The organism is Streptomyces sp. NPDC055099 (assembly GCF_053607685.1).
Genome location: NZ_JBSGUA010000032.1, coordinates 1 through 12,469 on the forward strand (window position 1 = coordinate 1; position 12,469 = coordinate 12,469).

General features: G+C 65.8%; 13 protein-coding genes. 4 read left to right on the forward strand and 9 right to left on the reverse strand.

Annotated features, from left to right (window positions below; all coding sequences use genetic code 11):
* Window positions 1-69: 69 nt before the first annotated feature.
* Entirely contained in the window at window positions 70-2,052 is a 1,983-nt protein-coding gene (locus tag ACWFRU_RS39720; protein ID WP_453693294.1) for a DUF742 domain-containing protein, read from the reverse strand.
* A gap of 217 nt (window positions 2,053-2,269) precedes the next feature.
* Here ACWFRU_RS39720 and ACWFRU_RS39725 point away from each other — a divergent pair, with 217 nt between their 5' ends.
* Window positions 2,270-2,524: a hypothetical protein gene (locus tag ACWFRU_RS39725; RefSeq protein WP_453693296.1), complete on the forward strand. Its 255-nt coding sequence runs from the start codon at window positions 2,270-2,272 to the stop codon at window positions 2,522-2,524.
* Window positions 2,525-2,816: 292 nt separating this feature from the next.
* Here ACWFRU_RS39725 and ACWFRU_RS39730 read toward each other — a convergent pair whose 3' ends face one another.
* Together ACWFRU_RS39730 and ACWFRU_RS39735 are read right to left on the reverse strand one after the other, a co-directional pair.
* The gene (locus ACWFRU_RS39730) at window positions 2,817-3,251 is read right to left on the reverse strand and encodes an IS3 family transposase (RefSeq protein WP_453693298.1); all 435 of its coding nucleotides are present in this window, start codon (window positions 3,249-3,251) and stop codon (window positions 2,817-2,819) included.
* The gene (locus tag ACWFRU_RS39735) at window positions 3,206-3,688 is read right to left on the reverse strand and encodes an IS3 family transposase (RefSeq protein WP_453693300.1); all 483 of its coding nucleotides are present in this window, start codon (window positions 3,686-3,688) and stop codon (window positions 3,206-3,208) included. The genes ACWFRU_RS39730 and ACWFRU_RS39735 overlap by 46 nt, the downstream gene beginning before the upstream one ends.
* Window positions 3,689-5,173: 1,485 nt before the next feature.
* Between ACWFRU_RS39735 and ACWFRU_RS39740 the strand changes: the two genes are divergently transcribed.
* A complete protein-coding gene (locus tag ACWFRU_RS39740) occupies window positions 5,174-6,109 on the forward strand; it encodes a DUF6192 family protein (RefSeq protein ID WP_453693302.1) in 936 nt (311 codons plus the stop codon).
* A 32-nt stretch (window positions 6,110-6,141) separates the two neighbouring features.
* Entirely contained in the window at window positions 6,142-6,549 is a 408-nt protein-coding gene (locus tag ACWFRU_RS39745; protein ID WP_453693304.1) for a hypothetical protein, read from the forward strand.
* A gap of 108 nt (window positions 6,550-6,657) precedes the next feature.
* Here the strand turns inward: ACWFRU_RS39745 and ACWFRU_RS39750 are convergent, their stop codons facing one another.
* The 4 genes from ACWFRU_RS39750 to ACWFRU_RS39765 all read right to left on the reverse strand — a co-directional run bounded on the left by ACWFRU_RS39750 (window position 6,658) and on the right by ACWFRU_RS39765 (window position 8,307).
* Window positions 6,658-6,840: a hypothetical protein gene (locus tag ACWFRU_RS39750; protein ID WP_453693306.1), complete on the reverse strand. Its 183-nt coding sequence runs from the start codon at window positions 6,838-6,840 to the stop codon at window positions 6,658-6,660.
* A 436-nt stretch (window positions 6,841-7,276) separates the two neighbouring features.
* Entirely contained in the window at window positions 7,277-7,474 is a 198-nt protein-coding gene (locus tag ACWFRU_RS39755; protein WP_453693308.1) for a DUF397 domain-containing protein, read from the reverse strand.
* Between the two features lie 129 nt (window positions 7,475-7,603).
* On the reverse strand, window positions 7,604-7,828 hold the full coding sequence (locus ACWFRU_RS39760; RefSeq protein WP_453693310.1) for a DUF397 domain-containing protein: 225 nt from the start codon (window positions 7,826-7,828) through the stop codon (window positions 7,604-7,606).
* Window positions 7,825-8,307, reverse strand: a complete 483-nt coding sequence (locus tag ACWFRU_RS39765) for a DUF5753 domain-containing protein (RefSeq protein WP_453693312.1) — start codon at window positions 8,305-8,307, stop codon at window positions 7,825-7,827. The genes ACWFRU_RS39760 and ACWFRU_RS39765 overlap by 4 nt, the downstream gene beginning before the upstream one ends.
* Window positions 8,308-8,406: 99 nt before the next feature.
* Between ACWFRU_RS39765 and ACWFRU_RS39770 the strand changes: the two genes are divergently transcribed.
* A protein-coding gene (locus ACWFRU_RS39770; protein WP_453693314.1) for an IS3 family transposase occupies window positions 8,407-9,599 on the forward strand; the annotation gives its coding sequence in 2 pieces (ribosomal slippage) (window positions 8,407-8,677 and window positions 8,677-9,599; 1,194 coding nt in all).
* Between the two features lie 713 nt (window positions 9,600-10,312).
* On the opposite strand, the gene ACWFRU_RS39775 is transcribed toward ACWFRU_RS39770, so the two are convergent.
* The gene (locus tag ACWFRU_RS39775; RefSeq protein WP_453693316.1) at window positions 10,313-10,789 is read right to left on the reverse strand and encodes a hypothetical protein; all 477 of its coding nucleotides are present in this window, start codon (window positions 10,787-10,789) and stop codon (window positions 10,313-10,315) included.
* Between the two features lie 58 nt (window positions 10,790-10,847).
* Window positions 10,848-12,122 carry a NucA/NucB deoxyribonuclease domain-containing protein gene (locus tag ACWFRU_RS39780; protein ID WP_453693318.1) on the reverse strand — a complete coding sequence of 425 codons (1,275 nt, stop codon included), beginning with the start codon at window positions 12,120-12,122 and terminating at the stop codon, window positions 10,848-10,850.
* Window positions 12,123-12,469: the final 347 nt, after the last annotated feature.

Sequence of the window (12,469 nt, forward strand, 5' to 3'; positions counted from 1 at the left end):
GAGGCCCTGCCTTCATGCCCACGGCCAGCGGCAACCACCCGATCGAGACTCCCGTTCGACGCACTCCCCTCAAGATCGGAATGACAACAGCCACTTAGCACGCCAGGGTTCGCCTTGCCCTGCATCTGCCTGTACGGCTGGCTGGACCCCCGTCGGCCCGGGGTCGCTCACTTCGGCCGTCAGCGGGGCGAGCCGCATCTTCGAAGGGTTGGCAGCCGCCGTTTCCTTATCAAAGTCAACCAGGCCGGCTTCTGCGAGGTCCGCAACGAGGAGGAGGGCGACTCCGAGAGGGATGCTCAGACGGTCGGCGACGGCGGTGATGTCGTGGGGGTTGCGGCAGAGGTCACAGATGCGGCGCTGCTCCGGTAGGAGGCCGTTGAGCTGGTCAGGGGTGGCAGTGGTGCGTACGACCGTCTCGGGAGGAAACCTGTAGGTCGGTCGCCGCGCGTCGCCGCCCGCCAACGCATACGGCCGCACCAGGGGGAAGGGGATCTGAACCTCGTCCTCGTCATCGTCGCCCTCCAGCAAAGGCGCGGGGAGCGGGATCGGAGCGAGTGGAGCCTCCCGGGACGCAGTGGTCATGCGGAGCTCGTGTGCCGCAGTGACTTTGGCCGCGTCCGCCATTCTGAGGTCGCTGAGAGCCTCTCCAAGGGCAGGCAGTTCATCGAGCGGGCGATCCCGGCAGGCTGCGTCCACCACCCAGTCGGCATCGTGGTCCGGTACACGAGCCAGGACTTTTACCACCTCCGCAGGCGGACCGTCCCGGCCCACGGCGCTGAGCATCTGGTAGGCGTCGGCCTCCTGGGCTTGTTTGCGCAGCGAGATGACGACCTCGGTGAGGGCCGACGCCGACCAGCGCCGCGCCACCTGCTGCAGAAGCTGATACAGCACAGCGTCCTGGCTCTGGGTACGGAGCGCGCTGATCAGGGCTGGCATCTCTACCGGCCGGGTCCTGCCTGCCGCGGCGTCAAGCAGCTGGAATACCGCACGGGGAAGGTTGCTGGCGCGCAGCATGGCGGCTGCTCGCAACAGCTCGGTCACGGGGAGGTTCTGCCCGGCCAGATCCAGCAGGCCCTCCACGTCGTCGGTTCCGTCTTCAGCCAGCAGCGCCCGGACCTCGTCGACGACCTGCTCGGGGGTCAGGGGCGGGTTGTCCGGATCCGGTCCGGACATCTGCGAGTTGTCCGGCGCATGCGTGGAGGTGGGCGAGTTGTCCGGCGGGTTGTCCAGGTGCAGTTCGCTGGCGAGCTGGTCGAGGCGTTCGGCTCGGTCGTCCAGATGGCGGGCAGCCTTGGAGAGAGCCAAATCAATGTCGTCGGCTTCGACACCCACCGATGCCTGTACTGCCGGCATCGCCGGTTCCGCTCTTGCGGTAGTGGTGGCATCGGGTACTTCACCGCGGAGTCGTTCGAGTTCCTCGGTGAGTAGCCGGACTTGTTCAGCGGCTTCCTCGGCAAGCTGGTCTGCCTTCTGACGCTCGGCCTTGGCCCGGGCCAGTCCCGCTTCGGCTGTGTCGCGCTGCTGCTCGCTTCTGGCCAGACGTTCGTAGGCCTGCTGCACGTCTTCGTGTGCAGGGTTGGAAACCCGAAGGCGGTCGCGTTCCCTGTTCAGTGTGGTGATGTCGCGCTGCAGCTTGTCCACCATGGCCAGAAGGATGAGAACCATCTGGTTGGCGTCGTTGCGTTCATGCTCCAGCTGCTGCTGGCGCTCCAGAGCCCGTACGAGCCGGTCCGAGGCCTCCAGCGATCGCTGTTGCACCCTCACCAGCTCGGCGTCGATAGATCCCGACGGGGCAGGGCCTGTAGTGCGCGCCTGCTGCCGGGCATCTTGCACCGCCTGGAGCAGCCCTTGCTGGGCCGCGTCGCTGGACGAACAGATATCCGCGACAGCTTCGATGAAATCCTGCCGAAGGGCTACGCCTGCCAACCGGTCGGACAGTGTGCTGCGCCCCGGAACCACCCCGTCCGCGAAGTGATCCTGCGTCAGCCGACTGTGAAGGTCATCCACACGCAGGCCTGCACCGTCCAGCCACTGCCTCAGCAGGGTGGCCACAGCGTTGTCCTCAGCGCACGGACCCTTCAATCGCCCCCATGGACGTGTCCGACGCCCCACTCCGCCCCCCGGGTCTTCCGAACTACTCCGACCTTATCCGGGCTTGTCCGGCTCGGGACCCGAACAAGTAGACCGGCCCTGCTGTACCCGGCGAGCGTGGCAGCGTCAAACAGCCCGCTTCCGCCGGGCTTTCAGCATCGAGCAGGAGAACCAGCCGGTGAATACCTACCTGCAGCACGCCCTCGACCTGGTGGTCGAGGGAGTCCTGACGCAGTTGCCCGCGCAGCTCATCACCGCCGCGGTCGCTGCTGCGGCCGTGGCATGGACGCGCAAGAGGAAGAAGAGCTCGGTGCAGGGAACGGAATCACCGGATGCCCCCGGCGCCCGCAACAACCCGCTACTGCTCCCCGCAGATGCGAGGGAGCACATCGACGGCGATTGCGACACTGGCCCGGGCCCCGCCAAGCCCTGAGCCCGGCCGGCTGACCCGAGAGCGGATGCGGTCTGTGTGTGAGTGGACGACGGCTGGTCTGTCTGGCGGAAGTACCGGGGCGGGCTGCCACCGAGTGACGAGATCGGCAATGGCCGGAGAGTGGGTACGAGCTCGGCGTAGGTGTGAAGGAAGCGGTCGCCGGGGAGCGTGTGAGGGGTGCCTCTATACCGACCGACGACCCGCTCTCTCCTCGGTACAAGCCGAACGCCTGCGCCTCACCGCACCACCTGTTGAGCTTGTTCCGCTTTGACGGACACCTTCAGTGTGGTGGTCAGGCTAGGAGAGCGGTCTCGTAGTCGGCGGGGCTGCGGTATCCGAGGCTGCTGTGCAGGCGGTGCAAGTTGTACCAGCTCTCGATGAAGTCGAAGATCGCGGTGCGGGCAGAGGCCCGGCTGGGCCAGGCGACGGTGTCGAGCAACTCGCGTTTGATGGTGGCGAAGAAGGACTCGGCGAGGGCGTTGTCCCAGCATTGCCCGGTGCGTCCGACTGATAGACGGACGCCCAATTCAGCTGCCAGGACGGCGAATTGCTCACTGGTGTATTGGCAGCCGCGATCCGAGTGGAAGATCACCGGTTGGGCAGGGCGACGCTGCTGGCAGGCAGATCGCAGAGCCTCGGCGACCAGGTCGGTCCGCAGATGATCGGCGGTGGCCCATCCGACTACCCGCCGCGAGGCGATGTCGATGACCGTGGCCAGATAGAGCAAGTCTCGTCGGTCGGGACGTAGGTGATGTCGCCGCACCAGCGGGTGTCGAGTCCCGCGGTGTCGGGAGTGAAGCTGCGGAGCACGAGGTCGGGCTGGAGGGCGGCTCGTGCATCAGGAATCGTGGTCAAGTGCCGTCGTCTGCGTTGCCGACCTTCCAGTACAGCCGCCCGCATCAGCCGGGCAACCCGGCGGCGGCCGCAGCCGGCACCTTCGCGTTTGAGCACAGCATGGACGCGCGGGGCTCCATAGGTTCCGCGAGAACGCCCATGGACGGCGGCGATCTGCTGGGTCAGCTCTTCGTCCTGGACGGCGCGGGGACCGGGCTTGCCGCTGCGGCGGGCGTAGAAGGCGGTGCGGGAGACCTTGAGCAGTTCACATGCGCGCTTGACGTTGTGACCGTCCTGCTTCTCCGCCTCGATGAACGGGTGCACCGTCACCGGGTCTCCTTCGCGAAGAAAGCCGTGGCCCGCTTGAGGATGTCGACGTCCTCGCGCAACCCTGCTCATATTGCGCCGCTGCCGCCGGGGCACAGTGCGTGCGGCTTGGCGCGGAGGCGGCTGCTTCCAAGCTGCACTGCCCGCGGGCCAGGCAGCCTCCGATCTAGGGGTCCGCCCGGATGTCGGAATTTACCTGGGGAGGCGTCATGATGAATGTGTGTGCGCTTTGCCCCTGGGGCCAGCGAGCGATGACTTGCTCGGCTTCGGCAGGTCGTTCCGGTAGTGCCTCGGACCGCAAGAATGCTCCGAGACAGGCGATGGAGTCCGCACACAGGGCCATACCATCGACACGGCGTTCTGTATCGCTACGTGCATCGTCGGGTGGACCGACGAAGGTGTACAAGGCATTGTCTCGCAGGCGTGTTCTCAGGTCCGCGTCCGGTAGCCACTGTGAGTGTATTTGGATCGTGGCGTGGTGGTGCTCACTGAGTGCGACATAGTCGTTCCGCCCATCTTCTGCATCTCTGTGCTTACCTCGCCGCAAAGCTTGTTGCGCAGAGAGGAGTTCAGCCAGGAGTCGCTCTGCTGCTGCGGTGGACTCGGTTCGTGTCCGGGAGAGAGAGGACATGCGCTCTGTGTGGTGCTGCTGGTAGACAATCCCAGCGAAGGCGGCACCGGCACCTACGCTCGCGCCACTCAGCCCGATCAACGCGCCCAGTACAGAAGCGTCCATTTAAGGATGCTTGCATGCCGAGGAAGGTTTTGGGCCGCGTGTCGAGGGAGCCAGCGGCTGGTTGTGGGGGAGAGGCGTCTGCAGATTTCCCCAGATGACATCGGCGCAGTAGTGCAGGCTCTCCCGGGTTTGCCGGTAGCGCTGCAGGTAAATGTCTGGGACGGTGGCCAGGCCGTTGTCGAGAAGCGGTTTCCAGGCAGTGTGCGGTTGCTGGGCCAGTGGATCCGTCATGGGCGGCAATCCCCTTTCCGGGCTGCTGGCCGGGCCTTGACGGCAACGGACGTGTGGTCAGCTGTCTTTGAGCATCGCGGGTGTGCAGGGCAGAGGCAACGGGCAGACCTGCCAACCTTGTTGTTGCCGCAGGGTTGCTCCCGGGCGAGCTTCTGCCCGTGCAGACCGCACCCGTTGCCGTGGTGTTCCTCATTGTGACGTTGCCCCTGCCGGCACACGGCCGCCACTTCCCACTGCGTGCGCTGCCGCGTGTAGAGCCCCGGCAATGGTGTGGTGCATCGGTGCACTCACCTGGCGTGCACGCGCAGTGCCGTGCGCCGTTGCCCGATACCGGTCGCTCTTCGCTGCGCCGACGTGCACCGGGAGCTTCTGCTCCTCCCGGTGCGTCAGGCTTTGCGCCTGCCGCAGGGTTGCCGTCGGTGTGATGCTGCAGGCAGAAGCTGCCGGGCTGGAGTCACGCGTGGCACTGGGCCGCCTGGGACGTGAGGGCATCAGCCGATCCACAAAGGCCGGAGTCTGCTATGAGCAAGCTGGAAGTCCCCCAGGGCTATACCCGTGAGCAGTGGTGGGAGTACGTCAAGCAAGGACGGCGCATCATGCGCTCGAAGAGTGCCAGCAACTTCGAGCTCGGTGACCTCCTCAACGAGATCATCGACGCGAACCCGAAGGGCCACGGCGAGGTCGAAGCGACGCTCACCCTGTTCGCGGCGCAGATCCGCTCCACTCGTAGCAGCCTGAACACGTACCGGGCTGTGGCGAGGGCGTGGCCCGCCGAGATGCGCCGGGAGGATGTCCCCTGGAGCGTTCATCAAAGGCTGGCCGCAGTGGCGAACCGATTCACCCTGATCCGTAAGGAGCCCGGCGACGAGCTCGACCCGGCCGGCCATGGCCATTGGACCGGCGATGCCGCTAACCGCGCCCGGGACTCCCTTCCTGACACCCCCCGCACCCCCGGCGAACGGGTCGGTCAGGCCAAACGGCTGTTGCGCGTCACCGACGAGGCTGCCGAGGCGGTCATGCAGCTGGTCGACCGCACAGAGGTCATCAACAAGGCCATGCAGAGCCCCGGCTTCCGGCAGACGATCCGGGACGCCCAGCGAGATCTCGCTCACCGTCTCGAGACGCAAACCCGCAGGCCAGAGCCGGAAACAAGCCCGCACCCAGCACCTCAGTCCGAGTCTCCACACCTCGGTCCTACGATCCAGTTTCAGCAGACGCCTACCGCGGTGCTGCGCATCCTGGGGCAGTGCACGGGCTTTTGTGTCGGGATGCAAAACGCCGTCGTCACCGTGCAGGAAGAGCTGTTGACGACCGAACATCACGAGGCGGTCCTGGACAGCCTGGCGAAGGTTCGTGCGGTGTGCGACTGGTGCGAACACGCGATCACCACCGGTCACGCCGACATGGACGACGCCCTGGCCCGTCTGCTGGGCGACGAGGGAAGTGGCCTGCCGTGAACTTTCCGCGCCGCTCACCGGCCGATGTGGGCATGGAACTGTGGGACCTGGTCAAGGCTGCGGGCGAGGACGGTCTTCCCCACATTGACGCGCTGGAGCGTATGAGTCCGCACCAGTTCCAGGTGGCCAAGGTCTGGGACCGGGACGAGATGTGCCCCATCGCCGGCGAGTGCTTCCTGTACGCGCTGGGCCGCTACTACATTTCCACCGATCCGCAACTGTCTGTGCTGGCTCTGGCCCGCGAACTGGGCCTGTTCCATCACAAGGCTGCACGCCTGCACCGCAGCGCGATCGCCCCGCTGGCCGTCACCGAGCGCACGAGCGCACAACTGCACGTCGTCCACACGGCGCTCAGTGACGTCATCAACGCCACCGCGCCGCTGCGCAAGGCCGGATGGTCCGCAGATCTCGCCGTACGCCGTCAAACACCCCAGAAGTAGTCCATAGGGTCGGCGGCCTCTGCGTGTGCGGCAGCCTGCTCATGCCGCTCCTGCGGCTTCGGCCCCGGCTGACAGGTCCGGTGGCCGGGGCCCGTGGCGCCGGGCGCTTTAGTAGTCGGCGTCGTCGCCGGTGTCCACGCCTACTTCTTTAATCTTCCCGCTGGTGCTGAGGGTCGCGTACACATAGCGGTTTCCCTTGGCCCCGGCGTTGCGCGCGTGCTGGATGGCGTCCTCGAGCTCGTCGAGGGTCATGTCCTTCTCGGCGCCACTGAATGTGATCCTGGATGGCATGCACATATCCTGCCGGGCACGGCCGGGGTCAGCAGGGGGTTTCACGAACTTGGCCGGGAGCTGTGTATCGCCAGTGCGTTCAACGTGTTCGCGGCCCTTTGTCAGTGACTGCGGGGGTGCTCTGAACCCCTGTGCGATGGGTTGCCCGTTCTGTGCTGGCGGGACTTGCGGCTGGATCGTTGCCGTATACGGGGAGCGTCTGACCGGGCTGGTGCAGGCCTGGTGCAGGGCTGGGAAGGGGCGGCCGCGGCTGGTGCGCGTCGAGCGGCCGCTCCCCCCTCCGTCGAGCGGTGATCTGATCGGTTCATCTCATGGCCCGCCGCTCCTGTGTGGCATGTGCGGCCCCGTGGTCGGTGAGGGTGAAGCTTTCGAGGAGGGTGTGGGGCGGGATACAGAAGAGCCCCCGCCAAGGCGGGGGCTTCCTCGTGCGTGGGGGTCAGGCCTTGATCCAGTTGGTGAAGGTGTTCCAGTCGTGGTCGGGTACGACCAGTGCGGGCCCGTGGGGTGTTTTGCTGTCCCGGACGGGGACGACGCCGCTGTATCCGTCTGCAACCTCAACGCAGGCGCCGCCCTCGCCGTTGCTGTATGACGACTTCCGCCACGCGGCCGCTGTGAGGTCTGGTCCAGTGCTCATTTGCTGTACTCCTCAGCCACTGATTCCCTATGTGTCAACGACCGCTTTGGTGAACGTGCGGCGGCGCGGGTTCGGTGGCAGGGCTGGGGCAAGCCCCCTGCCTGGGCGAGGGCTTGTCTGCCTTGCCGGTCAGATGGCCGGGGCTTCATCGGCGCTGACAGCGCCGATGAAGGCGCCCCATGACGCTGGTGAGACCAAGAGGGTTCCGCCGTTGGGAACCTTGCTGTCCCTGACGGCAACGACCCCGTGAGTCAGAGCGTGGCTCTTTGCCCACTGAAGGCAGTTGCCACCCCCGTTGCCGCTGTATGAGGACTTCACCCACGCCAGGGGGGCGCGGTCTGGGGTGCTGCTCATGACGGTAGTGCCTCCATTGCGTGCCTGATGAACGTCGCCGTCTTCTCGCGCGACAGGGCATCCGCCCTGATCCGATCGTAGGCACGCTGGCGTTCGATGACGATAGCTTTGTCTTCCAGCAGCGTTCCCGTTGAGATGCTCTCCTCGTAGGCGATCTGCGCCCCGTCGGCCAGGGTCATCAGGGTCAACGAGCCCCCGACAAGGCCGTGGGCCCCGCTGGAGAACGGCAGGACCTGGATGATGCTCGTCGTTGCGGCGATATCGATGAGTCTGGACAGTTGCTCGCGCATCACCGCAGGACTCCCGAACGGACGCCGGATCACTGCCTCGTCCAGGATCAGTGAATGATCTGGCGCATCGCTGCCGCCCAACAGCGCTTGTCGCGTCATGCGAGCGGTGACCAGTTCATCGATCTCGGCCTGGCTCGCCTTGGGGTTGTGGGCCTCGAACTGCGCGCGGGCGTAGCGCTTGGTCTGCACGAGCCCCGGAACGATCTGACCGCTGTACTGAGCTGACCCCGGTTTCGTGGAGCCCTGAAGTCAGGCTTATGATCCTGGCCCGAAGGAGAACCACGAGCAGTGCCAGCACCACGTAAGTACCCGGACGAGCTCCGCGAGCGGGCCGTCCGCGAGGTCCGCACCACCGGCCGTCCGATCGCGCATGTCGCGAAGGACCTGGGCATCCACAAGGAGGCCCTGCGCGGCTGGGTCCGCCAAGCCGAGGCGGACACCGGCGAACGCGACGACCGGCTGACCACCGCAGAGCGGGACGAGCTGAAACAACTCCGCCGGGAGAACGCGGAGTTGAGGCGGGCGAACGAGATTCTGAAGGCCGCGAGCGCATTTTTTGCGGCGGAACTCGACCGTCCCCGGACGAGGCCGACCAGGTGATCGAGCACCTCAGGGACAAGGGCCTCGGGGTCGGGTTCGCCTGCCGGGTGCCGGGGCTGTCCGAGTCGGCGTACTACGCGCGCAAGAAGCGGCCGAAGTCGGCCCGCCGACTGCGGGACGAGCAGCTCATGCCGCTGACCGAACAGGTCCATGCCGAGTCCGGCGGCACCTATGGCGTCCGCCGGATCACCCGCGCGCTGCGGCGCAAGGGCGTCCACGTGGCCCGCTGCACCGTCGAGCGGCTGATGGCCGAGCTGGGCCTGGAAGGCGTCATCCGCGGCCAGCGGCGCCGCACCACCGTGCCGGAGCCGTCGGCACCCCGGCCGCCGGACCTGGTCGACCGTGACTTCACCGCGAGCCGGCCCGATCAGCTCTGGGTGGCCGACATGACCTATGTCCGCACCTGGACGGGCTGGGTGTACGTGGCGTTCGTCCTGGACGTCTTCTCCCGGACGATCGTCGGCTGGCAGGTCGCGAACCACATGCGCACCGAACTCACCCTGGACGCCCTGGAGATGGCGCTGTGGAGACGCCGGATCAAGAAGGACTCCGGCCTGATCCACCACAGCGACCGCGGCTCACAATACGTATCCATTCGGTACACCGACCGGCTCGCCGACATCGGCGCCGCCGCCTCGGTCGGCTCCGTCGCGGACAGCTACGACAACGCGATGGCCGAGGCGCTCAACGGCACCTTCAAGGCCGAGCTGATCGAGATGCAGGGGCCATGGCGGGACTTCGACCAGGTTGAGCGGGCGATCTTCCAGTGGGTCGCGTGGTACAACGAGGAACGGCTCCACTCCGCTCTCGACTACGTCCCGCCCGCCGAGTACGAACGCGACTGGTGGCGACAACAGGAAGCCACCCCGCAGTCCGCCTGAAACAAGATCGCCGGACTCTACGAAACTCGGGGCATCTCACGTTGGCCCCGCGTGCATGGTGCTGTCAGCCATCGCCACAGCTAATCTCGCGGCATCTGCTTCCGGGTTCTGGGTGGCCCTTCTCTCCGCGTCGATAGCTCTGACCGCACTTGCCTTCCTTTTGTATCAACTTCAAAGGAGACGCTCGCGAAGCGCCACGGCATCGACCAAGTGAGTAGAGGGGGGAGGCGGATGTGCGGAGGTCGGAGCGACCACGAACTCAGGGCCCCGCACATCTCAGGCTGCCTCGGAGTTGGGCGGGCCACGGAGGGATAGATCGTGGCCCGGGAACAGTGTGGCCGGGGCTCCTGCCCCGGCCACACTGTTCTTCCGCCTGCACTTGCGATGGATTCGAGGGCCCGCGTGTGCGGGACAGACGAGAGTGAACTCCGGCAAACGCCCCCCGGGCGGCGGTTCGTCGGTCGGCAGGATGTTGGGGCGCGCGGTGGTGCCGCCAGCCGAGCAGGGCCGGCCACTCAGTTAAAGCCTTCGGCGAGGTAGCCGGGGGCCGTCGAGGGTCCGGTCCGCTGGGGTGGAGGAGCAAGCTGCCGCCCCTGCTAATCCCGGGGGCCTGAGGCTGCTCACGCCAGCACCCCGGCGGATGAAGTGCCGGGGTGCTGGCGTGCCTGTACCCGTCCTCATTCCGAGGTCAGGCATTGTTGCGCGCTGGGTGGTCAAGACCCGGTGGGCCACACCTGCAGAAGCCACTCCTCGATGCCTTCGTAGTACATGTCCTCACCAATGAGTGCTCGTGCTGCGGCCCGACCCTTGCAGTAGGCCCTCAGGCGGTGAGGTCCGGGAATCTTGGTGGCGAGGGGGCCGACGACGAGGCCGCCATCCCACTCACGCAGGTAGAGGATGCCTGCGGTGCTGATGAAATCAGCATCGGAGCGCACTTCCCACAGTCCGTCGGCCTCCTGGGCGGGCTCCGCTGACCAGGCTTCGAGGCGAACGAGAGGGTAGAAGTCGTTTCCGCCGGTCTGTAGGAGTACACCGTGGCCGGCACCCGTCGCGACGTCTTCGACGTCTGGCCATCCGCTGGGTACGTCGAGAAGGGCGCCCTCGTCGACGAGCGCGAACTGCCGGTACTCGATGCGCGGCTTGGCCTCATCGAAAGTGGTGAGCAGGTGAGGTGAGGGCACGTTGAACATCCTTCATCGGAGAGTTCTCGACACTTCGGCGGAGCCTAGTTGACAGGTCTGCCAGCGGCTACTGGACCACCAGGACGTAGAAGGCGTCGCCGTCGAGCACACGCTGGCGGGTGTAGAACTGGCCGAGCTTCGTCCCGCCGCGCCCGTTGTCGCCACCGTCTAGTGCGCGCGCAGAGTATTTGTTGTCACCTGAAGCCGCGCCCTGGGTTGTGGACTGGAACGGATACTCGTCACATTCCAGGCCGCGGCTTGCGTAGTCAGTGCCGAAGTGTTCCTTACACGTCTTCACGGCCTGGCGGTGGTTGGCATCGCGCTGTGCCTTGTCGTGGAAGACGCGGGTCAGCGGCTTTCCGCTCGTTGCTGATCCGGGCACTGTCTTCCCGGCCCAATCGGGGAAGGTGGGGACCCGGCCTGTCTGTGCGTCGATGATGTGCTGGGCTGTCTCGTTCACCTCGGGGTCAGCTACGTCCATGTCGTAGAAAACCTCGGTGGTCTTGTCGTAGACGCAGCCGGAGTGTGTGCCAGCGTAGGTGGCCGAGTCGCAGCGGAAGCTGTTCGCGCCGGTGGGGACTGGCTTGGTATCTCCTCCGTCGAGGGTGGAGGTTGCCGCAAATTCGTGCCAGCTGACCTTGTCCGTGTTGATGCTTCCGGTCTCGGGTGAGGACAACGTGAAGTACGCGGACGGCGACGCCAACCACTTGTTGATTGACTGGCCCTGCTTGTTCAGGGGGTCGCCCTTGCAGGCCGAGCCGGTCGACTTGGTGCACTTCATGTCGAGAGTCACGACCCGGTTCTTGAACCCGGGCTCGCCCTCCCTGATCGATATGGTCTTGATGGAGGAGACGAAGGCGACACTGCGAGCCCCTGATTTGACTGTGCCCAGGGTATTCAGTCGATAGCGGAAGTGGCTCTTCTCCTTGCATCCTGTGGTGGTGCAGACCATGGTGGCCAACTTGTAGTCGCCGGTGTGACACCAGTAGTTGTGGTCGAGAACGATGCCTTCCGGGCGGTCTGCGCCTTCGACTTCCTGGCACTCGTCGGCGCTGACAGGCGGGTAGGCCCTGGCTGACCTCTGCTTGTTGATCGCCTGTGCGCTCATCGCGCGGAACTTCTTGGCCGCCTTGGCGCGCTCAAGAATCTCGGCGGGAGACTCCTGCGGTATCTGGGCCTGCCCTGCGTGCGGAGCGCTCGTCGAATCTTGTGCCTGGGGCTGAGATACGCCGCCCTTCAGGCTTGGACGCGATATCTCGCTGTGGGTGACCACTTCCCACGACTTGGTCTCGTCTGCTGCGGCCGTCGTGCCATTGATTGCGCTAGCGATGATGGTCAGCATGGTGGCCACCGAAGCGACTCGTCTGAGTCTCAAGTTCTCTCCCTGGAGCAACTATTGGCGTAGGCGTGCAGGTTTCGACGCACGCCTGGTAGCCGAGCGCTCACATTCCGCGCCCAGCCGCCGAAACTTGATCACATGGCCCACAGGAACAGCAAAGAATCTTCACAGGTGTTGGCTGGAACCGGCCTGACCTGAACGCTCTCCAGGAGTAGTGACGGCAGGGTAGAAAGCAACCGCCTGCATCAACCAACCTTTTGTGCATGGTGGTTGCACGGGGGAAAAAGTGGTGTGTCTCGCGGGTCCTGTCGCGCGTCACCTCAGGAGAGCACCGGTGAACGGCCGAATCT